Source organism: Gallaecimonas mangrovi, from assembly GCF_003367375.1.
GTDB lineage: Bacteria > Pseudomonadota > Gammaproteobacteria > Enterobacterales > Gallaecimonadaceae > Gallaecimonas > Gallaecimonas mangrovi.
This window is the reverse complement of record NZ_CP031416.1, coordinates 417,823-442,060: the sequence shown is the minus strand read 5'-3', so window position 1 is coordinate 442,060 and position 24,238 is coordinate 417,823. Positions and strand designations below refer to the sequence as shown.

Sequence of the window (24,238 nt, the reverse complement as noted above, 5' to 3'; positions counted from 1 at the left end):
CGGGCGCTTACGTAGCAGAGAAACTCAATGAGCCAAGATAACAACGGCCAGCCGCCGCGCCGCTTTAACCGTATCGATCGCCTGCCCCCTTACGTTTTTAATATCACTGCCGAACTGAAAATGGCCGCCCGCCGCCGCGGTGAAGATATTATCGACTTCAGCATGGGTAACCCCGACGGCCCTACCCCACCGCATATCGTCGAAAAGCTGTGCACCGTTGCCCAGCGTGACGACACCCATGGTTATTCCACCTCGCGGGGCATTCCTCGGCTGCGCCGGGCCATTTCCCGCTGGTATCAAGACCGCTACCAAGTGGATATCGACCCGGAAGACGAGGCCATTGTCACCATCGGCTCTAAAGAAGGCTTGGCGCATTTAATGCTGGCCACTTTGGATAGTGGTGATACCGTGCTGGTGCCCAACCCCAGCTACCCCATTCACATATACGGCGCCGTCATCGCCGGAGCCCAGGTGCGTTCGGTACCTTTAGTGCCCGGCGTGGACTTTTTTCTGGAGCTGGAACGGGCCATTCGCGAAACCATTCCCAAGCCCAAAATGATGATCTTGGGTTTTCCGTCTAACCCCACCGCTCAGTGTGTTGAGCTGGAATTTTTTGAGCGGGTTGTCGCCCTTGCCAAGCAATACGGCATTTTGGTGGTGCACGACCTGGCCTACGCCGACATCGTCTATGACGGTTGGAAGGCGCCTTCTATCATGCAGGTACCTGGCGCTAAAGATGTGGCGGTGGAGTTTTTCACCCTGTCGAAAAGTTACAACATGGCCGGTTGGCGTATTGGCTTTATGGTTGGCAACAAAGAGCTGGTGCATGCGCTTTCACGCATTAAGAGCTACCACGATTACGGTACCTTCACGCCACTGCAAGTGGCCGCCATTGCCGCTTTGGAAGGCGACCAGCAATGTGTGCGTGACATTGCCGAGCAGTATCGGTTGCGCCGCAATACCTTGGTTAAAGGGCTGCACGAAGCGGGCTGGATGGTGGAAATGCCAAAAGCGTCCATGTACGTTTGGGCAAAAATTCCCGAGGCCTACCAGCAGATGGGCTCATTGGAGTTTTCTAAAAAGCTCCTTAGCGATGCCAAGGTCTGCGTGTCCCCCGGCATTGGTTTCGGCGACTACGGCGACGACTACGTGCGTTTTGCGCTGATTGAAAACCAAGACCGCACCCGCCAGGCGATACGCGGCATTAAAGCCATGTTCCGCCACGACGGGCTCATTAAACCCGATAAAGACTAACAGCCCGACAGCAGAAAACGCCTCCAAAAGAGGCGTTTTTTTATGGCACAAAAAAGGCGCCTTTCGGCGCCAAGCTGTGGAACTTAGAAAAAGCCCAGGGGTTTTTGGTCGTAACTCATCAAGATGCATTTGGTTTGCTGGTAGTGGTCCAGCATCATCTTGTGGGTTTCACGGCCGATCCCTGAGCGCTTGTAGCCCCCGAAAGCAGCATGGGCGGGGTAAAGGTGGTAACAGTTGGTCCAAACCCGGCCGGCCTGAATGCCACGCCCCATGCGATAGGCCCGGTTGGCATCCATGGTCCAAACCCCGGCCCCCAAACCAAAGCTAGTATCGTTGGCAATACGCAGCGCTTCGGCTTCGTCTTTAAAGGTGGTAATGGCCAGGGTTGGCCCAAAGATCTCTTCTTGGAACACCCGCATGCTGTTGTTGCCTTTGAGCATGGTCGGCTCAACATAAAAGCCGGATTCCAAACCGCCCCCAACCTGAGCACGGCCACCACCAAGCAAGACTTCAACCCCTTCGGCGCGGCCGATGTCCATGTAAGACAAAATTTTATCCAACTGTTGCTGCGATGCCTGGGCACCAACCTGGGTGTCGGTATCCAGCGGATTGCCTTGCCGAATTTGCTTGGCGCGCTCAAGCGCCTTTTCCATAAACTGGTCGTAAATAGACTCGTGAATAAGCGCCCGTGACGGGCAAGTACAGACCTCCCCTTGGTTAAAGAAGGTCATCAGTAACCCTTCAATGCACTTGTTGGCAAAGGCCTCGCCCTGGCTCAGCACGTCTTCAAAATAGATATTGGGCGACTTGCCCCCAAGCTCTAGCGTTGCCGGTATCAATAACTTGGCGGCATTGGCCATGATTTTTGAACCCACCGGGGTAGAGCCGGTAAAAGCAATTTTGGCAATGCCGGTATGGGTTGCCAATGCTTCGCCTGCTTCGGCGCCAAGGCCGTGCACCACATTGATAACCCCTTCCGGGATAAGGTCACCAATAATGTCCATCAGCACGCAAATAGATGCCGGGGTTTGCTCGGCCGGTTTTAACACTACACAGTTACCGGCCGCTAAAGCCGGAGCCAGCTTCCAACCGGCCATCAAAAGCGGGAAGTTCCAGGGAATGATTTGCCCGACCACACCAAAGGGTTCATGGAAGTGGTAGGCAACGGTGTTTTCGTCAATTTCGCTGATAGTACCTTCCTGGGCACGAATACAACCGGCGTAGTAACGGAAATGGTCCGCCAGCAAGGGAATGTCGGCGTTTAAGGTTTCGCGAACGGCTTTGCCGTTATCCCAGGTTTCAGCAACGGCCAAGACCTCAAGGTTTTCTTCGATGCGGTCGGCAATACGCAGCAGCAGCCGGGAACGCTCGGCCGGTGCGGTGGCCGCCCAAGCAGGTGCGGCCTTTTTCGCTGCAGCCACTGCCTTGTCGATATCGGCAGCGGATGAGCGCGGTACCTGGCAAAACACCTTGCCCGTAACCGGTGTGACATTGTCCAGATACTGCCCTTCTACCGGCGGCTGCCACTGTCCGCCAATAAAGTTCTCATAACGAGGCTTAAAGTTAACCACAGCGTTAGGTTGACCGGGTTGTGCGTAAATCATGCTGCATTCCTCTTCTGTCGTTGTATGCACTACTATCGAAAGGCAGCGACCCGAACTCTTGCCTCCTAGTTGCAACTCTTTGCCTGAGGCAGTCATCGGGCCAGTTTAAACTTTACCTTTCCGTTAAAGTCATAGAACAAAAGTGGGGAATAGGTATATGCAGATGCTCGCCGGTCTTAACAGTAAGGCCAGACGGCGTGAAGCCGTAGAAAACCGCGTATGTTTTCATGGCCCGCAAGTCCAGCTGTCTATTTACGATACGTATGAACCCGCCAGGCAAGTGGCATTACAATCTGAAAACCTGCTCTATTGCGCGATGCTGGCAGGCAGCAAACAGATGCATGGCGTTTATGCCAAGCCGCAATTGTTCTTACCGCACGAATCTTTTGTGCTGGCACCTGGCCAGCCGGTGTGGATTGATTTTCCCGACGCCAGGCCAGCCGCCCCCACCACCTGCCTGGCGATTGATATCAGTAGCGATCGTATTAGTGCCGTTGCCCGGCAGCTTAATGAGCAGCGCGACCCTAGCTTGGGCCCCTGCCGCTATCAGGCTAAAGCGGTGCACTGCCACCATAATGCGCAAACCCAGCAGCTGTTAGAACGGCTGATCAGTACCTTTGTGGAACCGGTAGCCGAGCAAAAGCTGCTGCTCGATATGCAGTTAACCGAGCTGGTAATGCGCTTGTTGCGCCAACAAAGCCGAGAGCTGTTGTTAAGCGCCTTAGACCAGGGCCAAATCCACCATGGTTTATTGGCGGCAATGCAATACCTCAAGGCCAACCCCAGCCAGGCCCTTGATATGGAAAAACTCAGTGCCCAGGCCTGCATTTCCAAGGCGCAGCTGTACCGCTTGTTCAAGCAAGAGCTGGCCATGACCCCAGGTGAATACCAACAACAACTGCGACTTGAGCAAGCGCGGCGCTGGTTAGCCGAAGGCCAGATGAGTGTGACGGAAATTGCCTATGAATTGGGCTATCAAAGCCTGTCGCATTTTAATCGCCGCTTTAAAGCCGCCAACGGTGTGCCGCCGGGGCGTTATCGCCGGCAGCTCAATTAAAAAAGCCCGCCGATGGCGGGCTTTTCGCAAACAAAGCGTTACAGCGCAGAGCGGAAGATATCCACCACTTGCTGATGTTTTGCCAACCTTGGATTGGTCAACATACAGGCATCTTTCTGGGCGTTCTCGGCCATGATATTCAAGTCCTCTTCCTTCACACCCAGCTCGGTGAGGTTAGGCGGAATATTGATGGCAGAAGATAGCTCGTGGATCGCCTCAATTCCCGCTTGCGCCGCTTCGGTAACGCTCATCCCCAAGGTTTCAATCCCTAAGAAATGGGCAATATCCTGGTAGCGTTCGGGGCAAGCGATAAGGTTAAATTCACAAACGTGGGGCAGCAGCACCGCATTACAAACCCCGTGCGGCAGGTTATAGAAACCACCCAACTGGTGCGCCATGGCGTGCACATACCCCAAAGACGCATTGTTAAAAGCCATACCCGCCAGATACTGGGCATAACACATGGCATCACGCGCTTCTAAGTCAGTGCCGTTGGCAACAGCCGGGCGCAGCCACTTGGCAATCAAGCGAATGGCTTTTTCGGCGCAGGCGTCGGTAATGGGGTTGGCCGCCGTTGAAACGTAGGCTTCAATGGCGTGGGTTAATGCGTCCATGCCAGTCGCCGCGGTCAGCGCCGGCGGTTGACCCACCATCAGTTTCGGGTCGTCAATCGCCACCAACGGCGTGCAGCGCCAGTCAACAATGGCCATTTTTACGTGGGTTTCAGTGTTGGTGATGATGCAAAAACGGGTCATCTCCGAGGCGGTGCCGGCGGTGGTATTAACAGCGATAAGCGGTGTCATCGGCACCTTGCTTTTATCCACCCCTTCATAGTCGCGGATATTGCCACCACCGGCGGTAACCAGGCCAATACCTTTGGCACAGTCATGGGCACTGCCACCACCGAGTGAGACGATAAAATCACAGTCGTTGTCCTGAAACACCTTGATGCCTTCATGCACATTGACATCGGTCGGGTTTGGCTCAGCGCCAGGGAAAATAACCGCATCAACATCGGCTGCTTTTAAAAAGCCGGCGATTTGTTCGGATACCCCTAATTTGTGAAGGCCCGCATCAGTGACAATCAGCGCCCGACGGGCACCCAGTTCTTTGGCTTTAGGCCCAACCTCAGCGGCAGAACCCAGCCCAATCAGGGTGACGCAGGGAATAAAAAATCCATAGGTTTGATCTGCGAGTGCTTTGATAGCCATGACATGCTCCTTTCATGAACGGCTAGAGAAGTGGGATCCAGTCTGCGCTTTAGCTGCATGATGCATCTGGATCTCGATCAATTTCCGGGCTTGAGCCCACTTCACCCTATAACGCTATCGCTTTGCATAAATGCCCCTGCATCTCATCGGGCCAGTAAAAAGCCCTTCTTTTGATAGCGCAGTATCAACACTGCCGTTCAGCAACAAGCTGGTATTATTGATAACGACATTAACCTTGGAACACGGCATGAAAACACGTCTTATCGCGGTGAGCTTTTTATGGTTAGCACTGGCAGGTTGTGCCCAGTTAGTTGGGCTAACGGGCTACAGCGTTAGCGAGGCAGATGTGCAAGCCCGGCTCAACAAACAGCTCAAGCACTGGAGCCAGGATATGAGCCAAGAGATAGGGGTGAACACCGACATCACTCAGCTCAAGGTAACGCTGAGTGATGAGCAAGCGCGCTTTGATATCCGTGGCGAGGCAGCGTTAAGCCAGCTATTGAAAAATATTCCGCTGTCCGTCGCTATTTCGGTGCAAGGAAAGCCCGCCCTTGAAGGCCATGCCATTTATTTGCGTAACCTCAAAGTACTGAGCGCGAAAGCCGATGTGATGGGGTATAGCGGCCGGTTGGGCCCAGACAGTGCCATGTTTAGCTCTTGGCTAACGCGGTATTTAGATAATCACCCGATTTACCGCATCCCTGACGATAGTCCTTTTGCGAAAATGCCACTGACCATGACCGTCAGCAAAGGCAAAATCACCTTTCACAAGGCTAATTAACGCCTCCGGTTTTGCCGAGGGTCGCTGACGGTTGCTCGGCGCCCTCGGCATCCTCCAATAACTCGGTTAAGGGTCTTGGCCGGCTAAAAAAGTAGCCTTGGGCAAAATCGAGCCCGAGTTTGTGCATCAGGTGAGCGGTAACGTCGTTTTCTACCCACTCGGCAATACTGCGCGCCTGCATGCGATGGGCAATATTACTGACCGAAGAAATAATGGTTCTGTCTAGCGGGTTCTGCGCGGCATTTTGCACAAAACAGCCGTCAATCTTGATGAAATCCACCTGGAAATGGCGCAAATAGGCAAAGGAGCTTAACCCAGAGCCAAAATCATCAATGGCGACACGGGCGCCGATAGAGCGCAACTGCTGCACCAGCCGCACCGCATTGGACATTTGGTTTATGAGCGCCGTTTCGGTGATTTCAAAACACACCCGGCTGGCGGGCAAGGCGCTGTTGGAGATTTTATCTAATAGCTGCTGGGCAAAAGCCTCGCTGCTTAGGGAATTGGCTGAAAGATTGATAAAAAAGCAGTCAATGGGTGAGCGAGCCAGGGCCATAGCTTGTTGCGACAGCACTTGGTCAACCACCCATAAATCTAACTGCTCCATTAAGTCATAGCGTTCTGCGGCCGGTATAAAGGCAGCCGGGCCAATGATGCCGCCATCATCCGAACGCAAGCGCAGCAACAGCTCAGCCATGCGTTCTTCCCCGTCAAAGGCCTCGATAGTTTGGCTGTAAAGCATAAAACGCTGCTGGGAAATGGCCGCCTTTAACCGCGAGGCCATCATCAATTCCTGATGGCTTAATTGCGCGGCGGTATCGTCACCACTGTATATGCAAACCTTGGCACGGCCAGCGGCTTTAGCGGCATAACAGGCCACATCGGCATGGGACATCACTTCCGCCAGCGACTGGGTGGCTGGGGTAATACTGGCAATACCGACACAAGCGGTAACGTCGTAATCCTGGTCTTCCCAGTGGAAGTTCAGCTTTTGGGCAGTGTCGAGCATTTGCTGGGCAAACTGCCGGGCATTATCAGCACTGCACTGCTCTAACAACAGACCAAATTCATCCCCGCCCAGGCGGGCCAGCACGTCTTCGTCATGGCGAATCAGCTTACGCCAAAGCTGCCCCAGCTCCACCAGCAGCGCATCACCGGCGCTATGCCCTGCGGTGTCGTTTAGCACTTTGAAGCTATCAAGGTCGAAAAAGCACAGCTGAGCGGTTTTACCGGTGCGTTTAACCCGGTCAATACAGCGTTCAACACATTGTTCGAACTGCGCTCTGTTCACTAAATCGGTTAGCGCATCATGAGCTGAGGCGTGGCTAAGTTCTCGCTGCAGTGCCTTGGTGCGGGTCAAGTCTTGGAATACCATCACGGTGCCAGAAACGACGCCTCTTGCATCACGTACCGGCGCGACAGAGGTGATCACATCAAAGCGTTTACCGTGGCGGTTTACCATCACCAAATCTTGCACCGGTAGCTGCACATTCTTTTCCTGCAAGCAGCTCAGTACCGGATTATCCAAGGGGCTATTACTTTGCTCACTGTAGAAAGCAAACAGCGATTCCACGCTTTGTTGGCGCGCTTGCTCCAATGGCCAAGCCAACAGGTCTTCCGCAACATGATTAAGAAAGGTGACGTTGCCCTGGCCATCGGTACACAACACCGCATCGCCAATGGCCCCCAAGGTGACATGTAAACGTTCCTTTTCTTCAGCCAAGGACTGCTCAGCCAATTTAAAGTCGGTAATATCCCAGTTACACCCCACCACCCTTATCACTTTACCCGCATCATCCTTGACGCTTTGGGCCATAACACGGATATACCGCAGGCCCCGCTCAAGCAAAATACGAAATTGCAGATCTAAGGGAACGCCCAGCTTGACGGTTTGTTCGAAGCCGCGCATAACAGCGGCTAAATCCTCGGGATGAACCTGCTCTTGCCACCTATCCATCAGCATTTTTTCGTGTGGTTCGGCTAAGTCAAACAGCACATACATTTGCTCATCCCACAGCAAGGTATCGGTTGCTGGCAGATATTCCCAAATGCCGATTTGGCCAGCGCGCGTTGCCATTTCCAAACGCTGTGCAACCAAAGCCTGTTGCTGCTCTAAACGCCGCACCATCGTTACATCACGGGTTTGAAAAACATAATGACGAAGCTGCTCACCACGCCCCAATACCACGGCAATATGGGTCTCTAATAAAACATCACGGCCGTCTTTGGCATGAAACGCCATATCCAAACATTGATGGGTGTATGGTTCTTCTTTTAACGCCACCAAAGCGTGGCGCAGCAAGTTGCGACTTTCAGGGCTTAAAATGGCATTAACGCTCTGACCTTCTAGGTCTTGCAACTGGTAACCCAGGGACCTTGCCAGCACTTTATTGACGCTGCGCCAGCTAAGATCTGGGTCAACCATCGCAATACCTTCAGCGGCGTTATCAAAGGTGGTGCGCAGCAGCATTTGCCGCTCGAGGTTTTCAGCCTCCAGCCGCTTACGCTCGGTAATATCGTCTTTAAAAACGATAATTCCCCCCTGCTTATCGGCACTTTCATACCAGGGAATAACTTCCCAATGCAGCCACTGCACTTGCCCTGCGACGAGAAAGCTATCTTCTTCACAGCGCAGGCTTTCACCACGCAAACAGCGCGCATAAACACTACGCCATTCATCACTGTCTAACTGGTAGATATCGTAATGACTATGGCCAATGTAATGCAGGCTATCGAGACCATGGCGCTCTAACCAGGTGTCACTGGCGGCAACATAGCGCATGCCTTGGTCAAAAATGGCAACCTGACAGGGCACCTTTGATAGAAAAAGCGCAAATCGGTCTTTGCTTTGGCTTAGCTCAGCCTCCCGGTCTTTAAGGCGTTTGAGCATATGACTGAAGTCATCGGTCAGGCGGCTTAGCTCTTTTGACTTTGCGGTAGGCAGAGTCACACCGTACTGGCCCCTCGCGACTTGGTAGGTAGCTTTACCCAATAGGCGCAGAGGGTAGAGTAAACGGCGAATACCAAAGGTGAGCAGCAAAAACATTGCCACCACCACCACCACTAGTTGCAACAAGAAGATGTTCCGAAACTGCAACGCATCGGCCAGCAAGAAGTGTTGAGGCAGTGCTCTTATTACCAACCAATAACGGTTGGTGCTGGCATCTTGGGTATAAGCGATAGGCTCTGCAAAGTAGTAGTTGCCATCAACGCTATCAGTTTGCCGCAACAGCTCGAGGTTGTTATTGGCATCCAGCTTGACGATATCGTTGACCAAACTAGGAAATTTATCCTGAATACGCAGGTCTCGCCCCAGTTCAAAGGCAAAACTTTCATCCGGTTTTGGGGAAAACAAAATTTGCCCCTTTTCATTCACCAGATAGGTATAAGACTCGCTCTCTGCGTCCAATAGGTAGTTATTCAGGTCGTAGCGAAAATCAACATTAAGAATCACAAACCCCAGGCGCTTGCCATTATCGGCCACTACCGGCGACACCAGCCTGACGGTAGGCAAATGCGGAATTTGAATACGCCCAAACTCTTGATTGAGGTTAAGGGGTGACACATAGACTTGCCCTTGGCTAAGGCCTTGACTGTTGATGACATAATCACGGCCACTTTTGTCTTGCAGCTGGCTTTGAGGCAATTGCTGAAGCTGGCCATTTTCCTGGCGTTCCAGCTTAAGCAGTTCATGGCCTTGGGCATCGAGTACACGGGCTTGAAAATAGTCGGGAGTAAACTCCATTAGCCGGGAAAAAGTTTTGCTAATAGAAATGGGCGGCGTTGGCGGCAAAGGTGTGCTGGCAAGCCAAGACTTTATCTCGCCCAAGCCAGCCAACAGTGCAACGTCGTCACGATAACTGTCCATAGACTGGGCCAGGTTAAGGCTCTTGGCTTGCAGCAGTTGCTGCTGTTCCTTAACTACGCCAGCTGTCATTTGCGAAAACGTGAGCCACTGCACCAGCAGGCCCGTTATCAGGACTACCGCCACTGACAACAGAGCTACACGATTACTTAGAGAAAGTCTTTGCATCCTGCCACCCATGTATCCCTGGGGATCTGAGTATTGGCAGTAATAGGCAAGAAAACAAACAGTAACGACGAAAAAGCCCCCGCTTGGGGGCTTTTTTATCGATGGTAGGGTTTCGACAATCGGCCAACGGCTTCGATAAAGGCGCCGGCATGGTCAGGGTTCACATCAGGGTGAATACCATGGCCAAGATTAAAGACATGGCCGCTGCCTTGGCCATAGCTCGCTAAAATACGTGCCACTTCGCCTTCAATCACCGCCGGCGGGGCATATAGCATGGACGGGTCCATGTTGCCCTGCACCGCCACTTTATCGCCGATACGGCGGCGGGCATCACCAATATCAACACTCCAGTCTAAACCGACAGCGTCACAACCGGTGGCTGCAATATCTTCAAGCCACAAACCGCCGCCCTTGGTAAACAACACCACGGGCACTTTGCGGCCTTCATGTTCACGGATAAGCCCATCAACAATCCGCGCCATATACTGCAGGGAAAACGCTTGATACGCCGGGCCCGACAACACGCCGCCCCAGGTATCGAAGATCTGCACCGCTTGTGCACCGGCTTTGATTTGCGCATTCAGATACAAGGTCACTGAATCGGCCAGCTTCGCCAACATGGCATGCGCCAACGCCGGTTCAGAGAAAATCATTTTCTTGATTTTGGTGAAGGTTTTAGTGGAGCTACCTTCCACCATATAGGTGGCCAAGGTCCAAGGACTGCCGGAAAAACCAATCAGCGGCACCTGGCCATCAAGCGCTGTGCGAATAGCGCGCACGGCATCCATTACGTAACCCAGATCTTGTTCTGGATCGGGCACCGGCAACGCCGCCACATCGGCAGCGCTTTGAATGGGCCGCTCAAATTTGGGGCCTTCACCGGTTTCAAAATACAGCCCTAAGCCCATGGCGTCAGGAATGGTGAGGATATCGGAAAACAAAATGGCCGCATCAAGCGCAAAGCGGCGCAGTGGCTGCAACGTCACCTCACATGCCAGCTCGGTGTTTTTGCAAAGATCCATAAAGCTGCCAGCTTCGGCCCGGGTCGCCTTGTATTCGGGGAGATACCGGCCAGCCTGACGCATCATCCACACCGGGGTTTGATCTACCGGTTGGCGCAGTAGGGCTTTGAGGTAACGATCGTTTTTAAGCTGGTGCATATGCCGCCTCTTGATTTCGAACGGGCGCATTGTAACAGCAGTTACCCCGGAACCCTTGCCACAAATCAATACAAATCGCGATGATAACGACCAGCAGCCAGTAGCGCTGCGACAAATGGCTGCCCAAGCACCGTTTCCAGGCACTGCTGAACACCCGCACCAATGCCATCCAGGCTGCCACAAACGTAGATATGCGCCCCGGCCTCTAAGTATTGGTGAAGCAGCGCCGCCTGCCCGGCCAGTACATCTTGCACATAGCGCCCTTCGTCTCTCGACCAGGCAAAATCCAAGCGGTTAAGGGTGCCATCGGTCAAGAAGGTGGTGAGTTCGTGACGGTAGTAATGGTCATGAGCTTGGCTACGCTCACCAAAAATAAGCCAGCGCGGCGCTTTGCTACCTTGCAGTTTCGCCTGATCTAAAAAGCCAAGGAAAGGCGCTAAACCGGTACCAGCGCCAAGCATAATGAGCGGTGTGGTGCTGTCGGCTAACTGAAAACCGGGGTGAGAGCGCAAACGCACTTTCAATGTTTGGCCCGCAACGGCATCACTTAATAGCCCCGACGCCAGCCCTGCCTGACCGTCAGCACTGATAACACGCCGCACCATTAGCCGCACCGGCCCCTGGCTGCTGGCAATGGAGTAACATCTCGGTGCCAAGGGTTGTAGTGAATCCACCAATTGCTGCGGGCTCAGGCCTTTAATAGGGGCGAAGGTTAAGTAGCGGGTAATGGCCTCACCCAGGGCCAAGGCTTGGCCCGCGAACTGTATTTTGGCATCCGGGTCTAGCCCCAAGGCTCTGAGCCTTGCCGCAATGGTTGACAAGCTTTGTTCGGGTAACACTTCAAGCAGATCGCCAGCGCAATAATCCCCGGCCAAAGCGATATGCACGTCATGCACTTCCCTTAACGAGCCGCGGTTCAAACAGCGATTGGCCATTACCTGCCCGGTCTGCCAATCGTGCTGGCTATCGGCGTTAACGGATAACACGCCGGCAAGACGCTGGCGCCAATCATCAATCGCATGTTCAGCGCCTCGGTCTACCTCGGTAACCGGCATCATTAACGTTGCTCCAAGCCCGGTAAAGCGCTCTCCCAACCAATGCCCGAAAGCACAAAAGTGTTGGTATTGGCTATCGCCAAAGGCTAAGACGGCAACCTCTAACCCGGCCAAAGAATGCTCACTGGCGGCAAATTGCGTACGAAAGGCTTGGGCGCTGTCAGGCGCTTCACCCTCGCCATAGGTAGCAGCAAGCACCAAAACTTGCTGATAGTGGGCAAGCTGTGACGGTTGCAACGAGGTCATGGCGGTAAAGTGACTGTGAATGCCTTCACTATCCAGCCAGCCCTTAATACGCTGGCCACAGGCCGCGGCAGTGCCACTTTGGCTAGCGTAAGTGATTAGGAGCTGCGCCTTACCGGCGACCTTATCTTTAGGCCTTGCCCTTCTAACCAAGAACAGCCACACACCGGTTACAGCAAATGAGGCAAAAGCCAAGGCACACAACGACCAAATAAGGTACCCAAACCAGCCGAAGTACAGGCCGGTGTGTAAGGCGTAAAGGTCGGCCAGCAGTTTGTCACCGCCTTTTAAATTGCGGTAAGCGCTTGCAGCCAGTAACTGGCCACTACCGGCGTCAAAACTGGCAGTAGAGTAGGCATGGCTGTGCGGTGCATTAGGGCCTAAATAACGTACGCTAACCACTTCCCCCGACTGCTGTGGTAGTTGCCAACGCACATAATCGCCTTTGGGATGCAGCCGCAAGTATTGCTGCCAAATGGCGGTTAAGTTAAGCCCGGGTGTTGTGCTATGTAGCTTGGCAGGCAAGGCAGCGGACGGTGATGCCAGCAGCCCCTCTAATGCTTGCCGATACCAATGAAAACCAAAGCGTGGGCCGGTTAGGGTCATGATTAATAGCGGGATAAAACACCAGGTGCCCACCAGCGCATGAAATTGCCAAAGACGGTGGCGCCCAGCACTGCCCTTTTTCCAAAACAGCCAGTCTTTAACTGACAATAAGCGGTCGGGGGCCCGGCGCACTATACCCGCCAAAAGCAGCACTATGCCCAAAAGCGCAGCGGTGCTGGTGATAACACTGCCAATGGAATGGGGTAGTAATAACCAGCGATGTATCGACCGGACAGTCGCAAAAAAACGCACAATACCCGGCCGTGCGCCCAGCAGTTTGCCTGAGGCCGGTGCAAAAGTACGCCAGTAGGGTTGCTGCGTTTTCGCATCAAGATAAAAGGCTTGGCCAGCCAAGCCTTGGCTTTGCGGCGCATAAATGCGATAGAGCTTCTTGCCCGGCAGCGCCAATGCACTGGCCAAAGCCGGCATCGGCAAAGGCCGCTGGCTTGAATCGATATTAGGCTCAGGCCACGCCCGAGTGACAGGCTCTTCAAGTGCCAAAATGGCACCGGTCAAACCCACCACTAAAAATACCGCGCAGCAGGCTAACCCAAGCCATTGGTGCAACCTAAAACTGATCCGCTGAGACCACAGCTTTGACGACATTGCTTTTGATAATCATTACTATTTAATGTCGCGTATGGTACAGAGCCAACCTCAAAGGGAAAAGCGATTTTTCCCTTATTGTTGTTGCCGGATCTCCGTAATGGCCAGATCGATCAGCTGGCGGGCGATGGTGCCATGAGGAGGCAACAGCGGCAGTGCATCGACATCAAAAAATTGCGCATCAGATAGCTCGTTGAAATCAATGTCAATCTCGCCACTGTGGTAATCAGCAATAAAGCCCACCATCATCGAATGGGGAAACGGCCAATTCTGGGAACTGATGTAACGAATGTTGTGTACCTTAAGCCCAACTTCTTCCATCACTTCGCGGCGTACCGTATCTTCCATCGACTCTCCCGGCTCGGTGAACCCCGCCAAGGTCGAGTAAACCTCGGCCCGATGCCGGGGCGAGTGGCCCAGCAACAGTTGCTTACCTTTTTTTACCGCCACAATCATTGACGGAGAGATCCTCGGATAACAGCGGTGCTGGCAATGGTCGCAATGGGTGGCGAGTTCATCCTGCACAACACGCATTCTGGCACCACATTGGCCACAAAAACGGTGAGTACGGAAAAATGTGGCCAACTGTACGCCACGGCCGGCCAGCTGAAATAGCGCGTCGTCACCGCTTTCCATCAAGGTGCGCAAGCTAAAAAAGTCGCCCATTTCCGGATCGCTGTTGCGATCCGGCCACTCGATCATCCACACCGGTCTGCCTTGCCAGTGTCCGACTTTGACGGCATTGGCATCCGACTCAAATCTGGGGAGAACATCTTTATTTCCTGTGGGTAAGTTCCCGTCTTTCAACCAAATTTGATCCCCTCTTACCAGTATCCATGTACCCTTACCTTGTGAAGAGGAAAAAGAGATATACAGCTCTGACATCTTGGATTCCTTGTGGAAAAGTGTTGATCAACGCCGATCTTTTCATTAGAGATAAGGTATGGCAGCCGTATCCGCCATGGCCAAAAAGAGGGAGACCGTTATGCTCACCCAGTTAGAAAAAGCCAAAGAGAAGTGGGGCGGAACCAGTGATGCCATTGACCGCTGGCTAACAACCCGGCAATTGCTTCTGGTTAACTACTGTAAACTGGCGGCCAAAACACCAGGCCGATCCGCCCTTCCGGACAGCGATCAACTGGAAACCTTCTGCACTATTTTGCTCGATTACATCTCAGCAGGCCACTTCGAAGTCTTCGAACAGGTGATGTCAGGATGCGAAAAGAGCTGTCAGGAGGCCCGCAGTCTGGCCAATCGTTATTATCCACCTATCACTGAAACCACTCAGCAAGTGCTGGACTTCAACGACAAATATCAAGATCTGGAAGACGAAGACAAGTTATTGGATCTGCATGCGGATTTGTCTGAGCTTGGCGAAACCCTAGAACAGCGCTTTGCCTTGGAAGACAAACTCATCGCCACCCTTTACCAATATCAAAAGCAGCCAGCATGAAAGGTGGCTGCCTTTGTGGCGCAGTGCGTTATGAAGGTGAACTAGCCGGGGCCGCTCTTATTAGTGTTTGCCATTGCAGCATGTGCAGACGCTGGGGAAGTGGCCCCTTAATGAGCTTTCATTTCGACCAGGGTGTCACTTTGGTAGAAGCCCAAGGGCTAAGGTGGTACGCCGCCAGCAGCGTTGCAGAACGTGGCTTTTGCCAGCATTGTGGCAGTAGCTTGTTTTGGCGCCAGCGAGGTAAAGATGATAACGATTGGGCCGTGTCCATTGGTACCCTTGATGTCACGCCAAAAGCAGCCATTGAGCAGCATATCTTTGTTGATGACCAGCCTGACTATTACTGTTTTGCCGACAAAGCGCCAAGGCTGATTGGTACAGGTTAGCGGCGCCCAACAGCATTATTCAAAAAGGTATTGAAAGCGGTATTGGTGCAGACCGTCTTCAATAGCAATATCCATTTGCCCACTCAGCCCCACCAATTGCTCGGTGCCCGACCCCGGTACCACCGACAAACGCAGCTGCTGCTTGCCTTTATTCATGGTGCCGTAATGCATTAATGCAAAGCTGCCGTGGCGCCCACCAAGAGTACCTTTCACCACTTCCATGGCCACATAACCCGCAAAACCGCTACCAGGATCACCGAAAGAAAGCATCTGGCCCTGGCTGTTACCGGCAAGGTCGCCAACAAAAATTTTATCCAGCAGCATTCTGGCAAGCTGACCGGGTGCTCCCTGTTGCGGGCGCACTTTTACTTCGAAGGTACCAATGGCGGAATGCGTCATCTGTTTTGCTCCTCTGACGAAACAGCAAATCAACAACAATGTGGGTACAGGCGGCGACTTACAGCGCCGTCATGTATTTGGCAAAGATGGCAACAATGCACACTAAAAAAGCGCTAAATGTCATCACCATGCCCAGAATGCGGTATTGCAAAGGTTCTCGCAATTGGCCGACGCCATAGGCGTGAAAAATACGCCCGGCAAGAAGTAAAAGCCCAGGCAAATGCAGCAATGTTGCAGGCCCCCACAACATTTCGGTAAAACCCATCAACAACAAGCCAAGAGGCACGTACTCGGCAAAATTGCCGTGCACTCTTATCGCTTTTTGCAGCAAGGAATTGCCGCCATCGCCCAGTGCCACTTGGCCGCGGCGGCGAGCCTTAATGGTACGGACGCTAAGTACGAGATAAAGAATGGCTAATAGTGCGGCATACAGCGGCGTAACGGGCATAACAATTCCTTTTGCAAAACCACTTATATGGCTTTCCAGCATACCAAAGCCAACGCTTGGTTGCCGCTAAAAAAAGGCCGCTCACGCGGCCTTTTCATTAGAAGTGCCAACTAATAGAGGCACTGTAACTACGGGGCGTGCCGTAAAAACCCTGGCCTGAGCTCGAACCCCACATCAAGCTGTTCCAATAGGTTTTATCGGTAATGTTATCGAGGTTAATTTTGCCGCTGATACTGGGGGTAAACTGGTATTGGGCAAACAGGCCATAAAGCCCATAGCCACCTTGTTTGACCGTTACAGTCGAGGAAATGTCAGTATAAGTGGCTGACTGCCAGCGGGCTTTAGCACCGACTTTAAAGCCGTCAAAAAAGTCAGGGCTGTAGCTGACTAGCGCCTTTAAGGTTTGCCGTGGCACGTATTTACGCGCATCACTGCCGTCTTCATCTTCAACGTTCTGGTGGTTATAACCAACCAGTACGGTGACTTGGTCGCTAATGTTGCCGCTGAGCTGCGCTTCAAAACCTTTGGACTGGTAGTCCATTCCCTCGTAGTAATAAGCCCCTTTAGTGGTGTTATAGCCAACGCTTTCTGCCAGGTTGTTGTATTCGTTTTTGAAGATGGCAACGCTGGCATTGAGGCCGTTGAAAGCGGCTTTGACGCCACCCTCATAGGTTTTACCTGTCGTTGGTGATAAACGGCTTCCGTCTTCCTTTTCCTGGTATTGGGCAGTAAAGGTTTCGGCGTAACTGGTATAGAGCGAGAACGTCTCGTTGAGGTCATATACCAAACCACCGTAAGGCACCAGTTTGCCGTCTTTCTTGCTGCTGCGGTCAACATTGTAGCTAACGCCGCTGCTGTCGTAGCTGATTAAACGCCCGCCGGCGATGGCAAAAAAGTGCTCGGTTAAATGCAGCCGAGTGGCGGCATAAACCGACTTCTGGGTGTCTTTTAAGCTTGAGCCAGTGGGATCGTCGCTAAAGGTGGGTTTTGGGGTATCCCCGGTCCACTGCGTTAAATCGCCAATGGCGGGAAAGCCATAACCAGTGCTGTAGTCGTACAAAGACAAATCACTTAAGTTATGGTGCGCCCAATCGGCGCCAAAGGTCAGCTCATGGCTACGGCCAAAGAGTGCGTAGCTGCCGGTAATAGACGCGTCAACTTGCTGTGCCTTAGAGCTTAAGGTGTAACGGCTGCCATAACCGGTAAGGCCGCTATTGGTGTCGGCATCAATACTGCCGTAGGTATAAAACAGGTCGCCATCTTGCTTGTTGCGGCGGTAGTCATACACCAGTTTACCCTGCCAGCCATTAGTGAACTGATGCTTAAGTTCGGCAAAAGCCTGGGTAGTACGGGTATTCCAATACGCCCAGTCGGCAGAAGTATTGGTAGAGCGGTCAAAGTGAGTGCCGGTGCCATTGGAATACGCTAATGGCAAAGCCCCCCACATTGGCGACTCTGGCAGACTTTCTTGGTGGGAGACCCCAACCGTCAGCAGGGTACGGTCACCCAAGTCACCTTCAACCACCCCATAAAGTGAGGAAAGCTTCTTACTGTAGTTATCAAGGTAAGAGTCGGTGTCTTGGTAACTGCCGGTGACGCGGCCGCGCATGCGGTCGGTCAACGATCCCGACACGTCAGCATCCAAGCGGTAGTTGTTCCAACGGCCATAACTGGCAGTAACATAACCTTGGGTGTCAGCTGTTGGGCGTTTTCGTACCAGATTCACAGTGGCCGCCGGGTTACCTACACCCGCCATCAAACCACTGGCCCCACGCACCACCTCCACCCGCTGGTACATGCTCATGTCTATATCGCCACTCACCGCATCGGTGTAGAAAGGCGAACCGATACCGTCTACCTGAAAGTTATTAATTTCAAAGCCGCGGGAGGTGTAATAAGTGCGGTCAGTTTCCACCTTTTCGACGGTAACACCCGGCGTGTATTCCAGTACGTCGTTGATGGTGTCAAGGTTGTAGTCGCGCATCAGCTCGCTATCGATAAAGGTCAACGACTGCGGCGTTTCGCGGGCAGAGAGGTTAAGGCCGGTTGCCGAGCTCTGATTCTGGTGTTTCGCTCCCACCACTTCAATGCGTTCAACCTTGCTGTTGCCATTGTCATCAGCCCAAGTTGGCGCTGCCAGTAACGCAGAAACGGCTAAAGCCACGGGACAGTATCGGAAAGTCATTTGGGTTCCTTTTATGACATGAATCCGTCATTAATGAAAAGCCTAATGATAACCATTATCATAACCAAAGCAAGATCTTCGTTAGCCGTTTGTTGCTGTAACCACGTCGATTTTATCGGCAATATTTAAAGGGCTGAAAAGCGGCAAGGAATAAAAGTGCTGGCGATAAACCCGTAATAGGCCAACCAGGGACTAGCGCCCCAGCTGTTGCAGTTGCCCACCCACCTGGTCAGCAACCCGCTTAAGTTGCTGATGTGCAATCGCGGCCTCGTCGCCCCAGGCATACTTTTTCAAGCAGGCAAAAGAGGATGTTTGGTTAGCAACAGCAACATCAGCCAACGGTATTGAACCCTGGCCAACACTGCTGACATGAATGCGAACATGGATCTCCGGGTTAACAACAACTTGGCCACAGTCAACCCTGTGTTGCTGGTAGTTCACCTTCACCATGAGCTTGGCATCCGCCTCAGATTCGGTCATAGCCAACTGGCCTCTGTCGGCCAAGCGCGCCTTGATATAGCCATAGAGCTCGTCTGAGATCTCATGTTGTCCAATAGCGCCAGAGCCGTTAGCAACACTGGGGGTCATTTCCACCTCTAATGCCGCCAAATAATAACGACTATGCCCCGCCACCAAGGGTGTTGGCGTCGCACTGTATTGCACGTCAGCACCATACAGGAAGTGGAAAAAGGAGAGGATAAGACAGGTATTCAACGTCAAAGACCTTATCAACAGCAACAACGTCCGCGAGGGCACCGTATAGTCTCAATTCGTCACTCTTTATGCAAATATCGCACTAAATGTGCAAATGTTATTTTGGCTCTTTCACTTATGCCTTACCAACCAACAAAAAGCCCGGCCTAAGCCGGGCTTTTTAAAAGCTTGCTGCCTTATTTTTTGGCAGATTTTTTGGCGTCGTCGCCGTTGTCGATTTTCAGCAGTTCCACTTCAAACACCAGGGTGGAGTTCGGGGGAATGGTCTGCATATCGCGGTCGCCGTAGGCCAAGTCAGCCGGGATCACAAAACGGTATTTAGAACCAACGGTCATCAGCTGCACGCCTTCGGTCCAGCCCGGAATAACGCGGTTCAGAGCGAAAGTAATAGGCTCGCCACGGTCATAGGAGCTGTCGAACTGAGTACCGTCAATCAAGGTACCTTTGTAGTTCACGGTAACGCGGTCAGTGGCTTTCGGATGCGGACCTTTGCCTTCTTTCAGCACTTGGTACTGCAGGCCGTCTTTAGTGACTTTTACGCCGTCTTTCTTGGCGTTATCAGCCAGGTATTTTTCACCAGCAGTTTTGTTTTTCTCGGCTTCAGCCTTGCTCTTAGCCGCTTGTTTTTCAGAGGCTTCTTTGTCCAGCGCTTGCAGCTGAGCCTTAATGGCGTCAGCGTCGAGCTGGGTTTTCTCGTGGAAGGCATCTTCAAAACCAGAGATCACCATATCCTTGCTGAGTTTGATACCCAGTTTTTCCTGTTGGTCCATGGTTTGGCGAATATACTGGCCAACGCTGGCACCAATGGCATAAGCCTGTTTATCTTGGTCGGTTTTCAACTCAACTTTTTTGTCGGCTGTCTTCTCGACTTTTTGCTCTTGTTGTTGACAGCCAGTCACTGCCAGCACAAAGGCTGGGATAACCGCCAGCTTAAACCAGGGTTTCATATAATGTTGCTCCTTAAGTGAAAGGGGCCTTCCCCTTCCGTCTCTGATAAAGTTCTTATACTAAACATAAATCCAGGCATTATTAAATCATGCCAAGACTCCTTTTGTTGTGCGTTGTGTTGCTGTTTGGGTGCAGCCCCAGGCCTCAATCTGTTGCCAGCTGGCCATTGGTCGGTGACGGCGCCTACGCTGGTGATATCAGTGAGCAGGGTGATTTAGTCACCGTAAGCGGCGATCCTGAAGGGGTGGTGGTCTGGGATCTCAATACCCAAAAGCCGCGTTATCACTTGCAAATGAATGTTGCGCCCCCCGACGAAAAAGCCCTTACCCGAGACGGCTACAAGCCCGATACCCGCGTTCCCAATACGCCGCTGCCAGTCACACTGGCCCGTTTTTCACCTAACGGCCAATACCTCGTCACAGCCGACCAAATTCGTGTTGCGCTGTGGCGCACTAAAGACGGCGAGAACTTGGGCTTTTGGCAAGCAGGCAGTTTTGACGGCAAGCCACCACAAAGCCAGCCTTATCGCAGCCCGGTGCAAACCATCCGAGATATCGCCGTATCAGACGGTGGTAATTTCATTGCCATTGCCCGTTCAGACGGGGTGATAGTGCACTTTAATCGCATCACCGGGCGGCGCCTGGAATTTCTTGGCCATAGTGAAAAAATCAACTCCATTGCCATGTCGCCCAATGGCCTTTATGTACTCTCTGGCGGCAATGACCACCAAGCGCTGCTTTGGAATTCGCAAAGTGGCCAAGTCATGCGCCGCTTCCCGGCCAAGAACCGGGTGGTGCTGGTAACCATGACCGACGACGGCCGTTATGCCTTTGTTGATGATGCGGCCAACCAGGCCGCCATTTGGGATATCCAAAGCGGCAAAATCAAAACTCGGCTGGCGACCAAGAAAAAGCAGGAGCTTTTTACCAGCGCCCGCTTTACCAATGACGGCAAAGAACTGGCAACCGGTGGCCCTGCGCGGCAACTGCTGCTGTGGGATACCAATACCGGCCAGCGTATTTGGCACCACGAAGTAGGCATTGCCAAAGGCTATGGTCCCAGATCAGCGGTGGTTTACGGTTTAGGCTTTGCCAAAGGCCGCCTATATTCGGTAAGCTCCGCCGGCCTTTTAGAGGCCTGGTCGCTGGAGAAATCGAATGAGTGATGAGCGTTTAAACGATCTAGAAAGCCGTCTAGCCTTTCAGGAACTGGCTTTGCAAGAGCTGTCAGATGAAATGGCGAGCCTTCAAGACACCGTGAAAAAACAGCGCGAGCAGCTCGCCTATTTAGCGAAAAAACTCAAAGGGGCGCAGGGCAACCAAATCGCCGAAGAGCACGAAGAAACGCCGCCACCCCACTATTAAAAATAAAGCGCCTGTGGCGCTTTATTCCGGTTTAAAAAGGCCGATAATATTGTCTTTTTCGCCCTTGGCCGCGCTTTCGGTATCACGGCTGGTTTGGGTTTGCTTATACCCGCAAGCGACACATTCGATGCGCTCGATGTTATTTTCAATAATCAGCTGAATGCTGTCTTGCTCTTCGCACTGCGGGCATTTAGCCCCGGCGATAAAACGGCGCTTTGCCATACTGACTCCCAACCTAGTAGGATTGCCGACATTACGGCAGACGTAGACCGCACATGATACACCTTCAAGACCTGCAATTGATCCGCGGCGGCCAGAAACTCTTTGATGGCGCCAATCTCACTGTTCACGCTGGCCAGCGCATTGGCTTAGTGGGTGCCAATGGCTGTGGCAAATCCACCTTGTTTGCGCTGCTGCGCGGCGAGCTGGAAGTTGATGGCGGCGACGTAAAATTGCCCGCCAACTGGACCATTGCCTCGGTGAAGCAGGAAACCCCGGCTCTTGAGCGCAGCGCCATAGATTATGTGATGGACGGTGACACCCGTTTTCGCCACATTGAAGCGCAGCTGGCAACAGCGCAGGCTAAAAACGACGGCAACGCCATTGCCCGCTTAATGGCCGATTTAGAGCAGGCTGGCGGCTACGATATTCATGCGCGCGCTGGCGCTTTACTGCATGGCTTGGGCTTTAACGGCGGTGACGAGAAGCGGCCGGTGTCGGCGTTTTCCGGCGGTTGGCGGATGCGCCTAAACCTGGCTCAAGCGCTTATTTGCCCTTCCGATCTCTTGCTTTTGGACGAACCAACCAACCACTTGGACTTGGATGCAGTGTTTTGGCTGGCCGACTGGCTAAATAGCTACCAGGGTACCTTGCTGCTGATTTCCCATGACCGCGACTTTCTTGATGACGTGGTCACCCATATCGTCTATGTCGAACACAACAAGCTCAACAGCTACACCGGCAACTACGAGAGCTTTGAACGCCAACGCGCTGCCCGCCTCGCCCAGCAGCAAGCCATGTTCGAGCGCCAACAAAGCCAGCGCGCTCACCTGCAAAGCTTTATCGACCGTTTCAAGGCCAAGGCCACCAAGGCCCGCCAGGCACAAAGCCGCATTAAAGCCCTGGAACGTATGGAAGAGCTGCAAGCGGCCCATGTTGATTCGCCCTTCTCGTTTCGTTTTGAAAACGCCACTACCTTGCCCTCGCCGCTGTTGGCTATCGACAAGGTGAGCCTGGGTTATGGCGAAAATGCCATTTTAAGCAACGTTAGCTTGCGCCTGCAGCCAGGAGAACGCATTGGCCTGTTGGGCCCCAATGGCGCCGGTAAATCGACGCTGATTAAGTTTTTGGCAGGAGATCTGCAGGCGCTCTGTGGCGACTTGGTGGCAGCCCAGGGTTTGAAAGTGGGCTATTTTGCCCAGCATCAGCTGGAATACCTCGATGCCAGCGCTTCGGCGCTATTGCATTTGCAACGTCTCGCCCCGCAAACCCGCGAGCAGGAACTGCGCGACTTTCTCGGCCATTTTGACTTTCGTGGCGACAAAGCCTTAGACCCAATAGCCCCCTTCTCTGGCGGTGAAAAAGCACGTTTGGCACTGGCGCTGATTGTATGGCAGCGCCCTAACCTGTTGCTGCTGGATGAACCAACCAACCACCTTGATTTGGAAATGCGCGAAGCACTGACCTTGGCGCTGCAAGATTTCGATGGTGCCATGGTGATTGTTTCCCACGACCGGCATTTGCTGCGCACCACCACCGACACCTTCTTAAGGGTGTCTCACGGTGAGGTAGCCGCTTTTGATGGCGACCTCGACGATTATCACAAATGGCTGAAAGACCGCGAAAAGGCCGCAAGCGACACCGTTGCAGGCGATAGCAAAGATAACTCGGCGCAGTCGCGCAAAGACCGTAAACGCCTTGAAGCCGAACATCGCACCCAAACTCGGCCCCTTAAACAAAAAATCGACAAGCTCGACCAAACTATGGCGAACTTAAGCGAAAAGCTCGCCGGTATCGAAAGCCGCCTGGGTGAAGCTGACATTTATGAAGCAGCCAATAAAGCCGAACTCACCGAGTTACTGAAAGCGCAAGGTGACGCCAAAGCAGAATTGGAAACAGTGGAAATGGCGTGGATGGAACTGTCTGAGCAATTAGAGGCGCTTAATAGCGCCTTTGAGGAAAACCTGGCATGAGTGAAACCTTCTGGGATTATTGCTTAGCGGTTTACCCAAAGTGGGAAAAGACACTGCTGGGCTGGCAGCAAAGCCATCATCTGGACGTGAACCTTTATTTACTGGCCGCCTGGCTAGACGAAGAAGCCCTGTACCTTGAACAAGCCACTTGGCTAGCATTACTGAGCGAAAGCAGGCGCATGCAAGCGCAGTGGTTAACGCCCTACCGGCAGTTGCGCCAGCAATTAAAAACCGCCCTTAACACTGAGCAATACCAACAATTAAAAGAGATGGAACTGCGCCTGGAACGCGAAGCCCAGCGCCAATATCTGGCCTTGGTCAGCCGTGATACCAGCGCCCAGGATTATCCCAACAACAAGGCCGAAGGGCCTGCCAACCTGCCGCGCTTAAAAGCACTTTATCAGCTGCCTTAAACCGCGTTTTTTCTTGTTGCCAAGTACTGCCACAATTGCCGCCTAAGCTTCGGTTAGCACCGAAGTTGTGTCTAAGTGCGTCAAACCTTGTACGAGTTTGTTCAAACAGGCGAACTTCAACAATCT

At 52.9% G+C, this 24,238-nt stretch carries 21 protein-coding genes; 9 read left to right on the top strand and 12 right to left on the bottom strand.

Features of this window, described 5'->3' with window-relative positions:
• The first annotated feature begins 27 nt into the window (after positions 1 to 27).
• On the top strand, positions 28 to 1,254 hold the full coding sequence (gene alaC, locus DW350_RS02090; protein ID WP_115717265.1) for an alanine transaminase: 1,227 nt from the start codon (positions 28 to 30) through the stop codon (positions 1,252 to 1,254).
• An 83-nt stretch (positions 1,255 to 1,337) separates the two neighbouring features.
• On the opposite strand, the gene exaC is transcribed toward alaC, so the two are convergent.
• On the bottom strand, positions 1,338 to 2,858 hold the full coding sequence (exaC, locus tag DW350_RS02085) for an acetaldehyde dehydrogenase ExaC (protein WP_115717264.1): 1,521 nt from the start codon (positions 2,856 to 2,858) through the stop codon (positions 1,338 to 1,340).
• A 157-nt stretch (positions 2,859 to 3,015) separates the two neighbouring features.
• Between exaC and DW350_RS02080 the strand changes: the two genes are divergently transcribed.
• Positions 3,016 to 3,915 (top strand): helix-turn-helix domain-containing protein, encoded by a 900-nt coding sequence (locus DW350_RS02080; RefSeq protein ID WP_115717263.1) that lies wholly within the window; start codon positions 3,016 to 3,018, stop codon positions 3,913 to 3,915.
• 38 nt (positions 3,916 to 3,953) lie between these two features.
• On the opposite strand, the gene mdh is transcribed toward DW350_RS02080, so the two are convergent.
• Positions 3,954 to 5,126, bottom strand: coding sequence for an iron-dependent methanol dehydrogenase (mdh, locus tag DW350_RS02075; RefSeq protein ID WP_115717262.1), 1,173 nt, complete (start codon positions 5,124 to 5,126; stop codon positions 3,954 to 3,956).
• A 247-nt stretch (positions 5,127 to 5,373) separates the two neighbouring features.
• Between mdh and DW350_RS02070 the strand changes: the two genes are divergently transcribed.
• Positions 5,374 to 5,907, top strand: a complete 534-nt coding sequence (locus DW350_RS02070; protein ID WP_192954776.1) for a DUF1439 domain-containing protein — start codon at positions 5,374 to 5,376, stop codon at positions 5,905 to 5,907.
• Here DW350_RS02070 and DW350_RS02065 read toward each other — a convergent pair.
• The 4 genes from DW350_RS02065 to nudC form a co-directional block, all read right to left on the bottom strand.
• On the bottom strand, positions 5,900 to 9,940 hold the full coding sequence (locus DW350_RS02065) for an EAL domain-containing protein (protein WP_192954775.1): 4,041 nt from the start codon (positions 9,938 to 9,940) through the stop codon (positions 5,900 to 5,902). The two genes, DW350_RS02070 and DW350_RS02065, sit on opposite strands and share 8 nt — an antisense overlap.
• 95 nt (positions 9,941 to 10,035) lie before the next feature.
• Positions 10,036 to 11,100 (bottom strand): uroporphyrinogen decarboxylase, encoded by a 1,065-nt coding sequence (hemE, locus tag DW350_RS02060; protein WP_115717259.1) that lies wholly within the window; start codon positions 11,098 to 11,100, stop codon positions 10,036 to 10,038.
• Between the two features lie 65 nt (positions 11,101 to 11,165).
• On the bottom strand, positions 11,166 to 13,610 hold the full coding sequence (locus DW350_RS02055) for a sulfite reductase flavoprotein subunit alpha (RefSeq protein WP_115717258.1): 2,445 nt from the start codon (positions 13,608 to 13,610) through the stop codon (positions 11,166 to 11,168).
• Between the two features lie 75 nt (positions 13,611 to 13,685).
• Complete coding sequence (gene nudC / locus DW350_RS02050; protein ID WP_115717257.1) at positions 13,686 to 14,495, bottom strand: NAD(+) diphosphatase; 810 nt, start codon at positions 14,493 to 14,495, stop codon at positions 13,686 to 13,688.
• 100 nt (positions 14,496 to 14,595) lie between these two features.
• On the opposite strand from nudC, the gene rsd reads away from it, so the two are divergent.
• Positions 14,596 to 15,063: a sigma D regulator gene (rsd, locus tag DW350_RS02045; protein ID WP_115717256.1), complete on the top strand. Its 468-nt coding sequence runs from the start codon at positions 14,596 to 14,598 to the stop codon at positions 15,061 to 15,063.
• Positions 15,060 to 15,449: a GFA family protein gene (locus DW350_RS02040; protein ID WP_115717255.1), complete on the top strand. Its 390-nt coding sequence runs from the start codon at positions 15,060 to 15,062 to the stop codon at positions 15,447 to 15,449. Before rsd ends, DW350_RS02040 begins: the two co-directional genes overlap by 4 nt.
• A gap of 15 nt (positions 15,450 to 15,464) precedes the next feature.
• Here DW350_RS02040 and DW350_RS02035 read toward each other — a convergent pair whose 3' ends face one another.
• From DW350_RS02035 to fkpA, 5 genes are all read right to left on the bottom strand, one after another.
• Complete coding sequence (locus DW350_RS02035) at positions 15,465 to 15,848, bottom strand: DUF3224 domain-containing protein (protein ID WP_115717254.1); 384 nt, start codon at positions 15,846 to 15,848, stop codon at positions 15,465 to 15,467.
• Positions 15,849 to 15,906: 58 nt separating this feature from the next.
• Positions 15,907 to 16,296 carry an MAPEG family protein gene (locus DW350_RS02030; protein WP_115717253.1) on the bottom strand — a complete coding sequence of 130 codons (390 nt, stop codon included), beginning with the start codon at positions 16,294 to 16,296 and terminating at the stop codon, positions 15,907 to 15,909.
• Between the two features lie 97 nt (positions 16,297 to 16,393).
• Positions 16,394 to 18,481: a TonB-dependent siderophore receptor gene (locus tag DW350_RS02025; RefSeq protein WP_115717252.1), complete on the bottom strand. Its 2,088-nt coding sequence runs from the start codon at positions 18,479 to 18,481 to the stop codon at positions 16,394 to 16,396.
• 192 nt (positions 18,482 to 18,673) lie between these two features.
• Complete coding sequence (locus DW350_RS02020; protein WP_152032923.1) at positions 18,674 to 19,195, bottom strand: hypothetical protein; 522 nt, start codon at positions 19,193 to 19,195, stop codon at positions 18,674 to 18,676.
• Between the two features lie 176 nt (positions 19,196 to 19,371).
• Complete coding sequence (gene fkpA, locus DW350_RS02015) at positions 19,372 to 20,142, bottom strand: FKBP-type peptidyl-prolyl cis-trans isomerase (RefSeq protein WP_115717250.1); 771 nt, start codon at positions 20,140 to 20,142, stop codon at positions 19,372 to 19,374.
• A gap of 89 nt (positions 20,143 to 20,231) precedes the next feature.
• On the opposite strand from fkpA, the gene DW350_RS02010 reads away from it, so the two are divergent.
• Both DW350_RS02010 and DW350_RS02005 read left to right on the top strand, forming a co-directional pair.
• Entirely contained in the window at positions 20,232 to 21,308 is a 1,077-nt protein-coding gene (locus DW350_RS02010; RefSeq protein ID WP_115717249.1) for a WD40 repeat domain-containing protein, read from the top strand.
• A complete protein-coding gene (locus DW350_RS02005) occupies positions 21,301 to 21,507 on the top strand; it encodes a SlyX family protein (protein WP_115717248.1) in 207 nt (68 codons plus the stop codon). The genes DW350_RS02010 and DW350_RS02005 overlap by 8 nt, the downstream gene beginning before the upstream one ends.
• A 21-nt stretch (positions 21,508 to 21,528) precedes the next feature.
• Here DW350_RS02005 and DW350_RS02000 read toward each other — a convergent pair whose 3' ends face one another.
• Positions 21,529 to 21,729 (bottom strand): YheV family putative zinc ribbon protein, encoded by a 201-nt coding sequence (locus tag DW350_RS02000; protein WP_115717247.1) that lies wholly within the window; start codon positions 21,727 to 21,729, stop codon positions 21,529 to 21,531.
• 53 nt (positions 21,730 to 21,782) lie between these two features.
• On the opposite strand from DW350_RS02000, the gene DW350_RS01995 reads away from it, so the two are divergent.
• Both DW350_RS01995 and DW350_RS01990 read left to right on the top strand, forming a co-directional pair.
• Positions 21,783 to 23,699, top strand: a complete 1,917-nt coding sequence (locus DW350_RS01995; protein ID WP_115717246.1) for an ABC transporter ATP-binding protein — start codon at positions 21,783 to 21,785, stop codon at positions 23,697 to 23,699.
• Positions 23,696 to 24,112, top strand: a complete 417-nt coding sequence (locus tag DW350_RS01990) for a TIGR02444 family protein (protein WP_115717245.1) — start codon at positions 23,696 to 23,698, stop codon at positions 24,110 to 24,112. The genes DW350_RS01995 and DW350_RS01990 overlap by 4 nt, the downstream gene beginning before the upstream one ends.
• Positions 24,113 to 24,238 lie beyond the last annotated feature (126 nt).

Bases quoted from the DNA above. Each gene is read 5' to 3' on its own strand.
- alaC (WP_115717265.1), top strand. From the start codon at position 28: ATGAGCCAAGATAACAACGGCCAGCCGCCGCGCCGCTTTAACCGTATC.
- exaC (WP_115717264.1), bottom strand. From the start codon at position 2,858: ATGATTTACGCACAACCCGGTCAACCTAACGCTGTGGTTAACTTTAAG.
- DW350_RS02080 (WP_115717263.1), top strand. From the start codon at position 3,016: ATGCAGATGCTCGCCGGTCTTAACAGTAAGGCCAGACGGCGTGAAGCC.
- mdh (WP_115717262.1), bottom strand. From the start codon at position 5,126: ATGGCTATCAAAGCACTCGCAGATCAAACCTATGGATTTTTTATTCCC.
- DW350_RS02070 (WP_192954776.1), top strand. From the start codon at position 5,374: ATGAAAACACGTCTTATCGCGGTGAGCTTTTTATGGTTAGCACTGGCA.
- DW350_RS02065 (WP_192954775.1), bottom strand. From the start codon at position 9,940: ATGCAAAGACTTTCTCTAAGTAATCGTGTAGCTCTGTTGTCAGTGGCG.
- hemE (WP_115717259.1), bottom strand. From the start codon at position 11,100: ATGCACCAGCTTAAAAACGATCGTTACCTCAAAGCCCTACTGCGCCAA.
- DW350_RS02055 (WP_115717258.1), bottom strand. From the start codon at position 13,610: ATGTCGTCAAAGCTGTGGTCTCAGCGGATCAGTTTTAGGTTGCACCAA.
- nudC (WP_115717257.1), bottom strand. From the start codon at position 14,495: ATGTCAGAGCTGTATATCTCTTTTTCCTCTTCACAAGGTAAGGGTACA.
- rsd (WP_115717256.1), top strand. From the start codon at position 14,596: ATGCTCACCCAGTTAGAAAAAGCCAAAGAGAAGTGGGGCGGAACCAGT.
- DW350_RS02040 (WP_115717255.1), top strand. From the start codon at position 15,060: ATGAAAGGTGGCTGCCTTTGTGGCGCAGTGCGTTATGAAGGTGAACTA.
- DW350_RS02035 (WP_115717254.1), bottom strand. From the start codon at position 15,848: ATGACGCATTCCGCCATTGGTACCTTCGAAGTAAAAGTGCGCCCGCAA.
- DW350_RS02030 (WP_115717253.1), bottom strand. From the start codon at position 16,296: ATGCCCGTTACGCCGCTGTATGCCGCACTATTAGCCATTCTTTATCTC.
- DW350_RS02025 (WP_115717252.1), bottom strand. From the start codon at position 18,481: ATGACTTTCCGATACTGTCCCGTGGCTTTAGCCGTTTCTGCGTTACTG.
- fkpA (WP_115717250.1), bottom strand. From the start codon at position 20,142: ATGAAACCCTGGTTTAAGCTGGCGGTTATCCCAGCCTTTGTGCTGGCA.
- DW350_RS02010 (WP_115717249.1), top strand. From the start codon at position 20,232: ATGCCAAGACTCCTTTTGTTGTGCGTTGTGTTGCTGTTTGGGTGCAGC.
- DW350_RS02005 (WP_115717248.1), top strand. From the start codon at position 21,301: ATGAGTGATGAGCGTTTAAACGATCTAGAAAGCCGTCTAGCCTTTCAG.
- DW350_RS02000 (WP_115717247.1), bottom strand. From the start codon at position 21,729: ATGGCAAAGCGCCGTTTTATCGCCGGGGCTAAATGCCCGCAGTGCGAA.
- DW350_RS01995 (WP_115717246.1), top strand. From the start codon at position 21,783: ATGATACACCTTCAAGACCTGCAATTGATCCGCGGCGGCCAGAAACTC.
- DW350_RS01990 (WP_115717245.1), top strand. From the start codon at position 23,696: ATGAGTGAAACCTTCTGGGATTATTGCTTAGCGGTTTACCCAAAGTGG.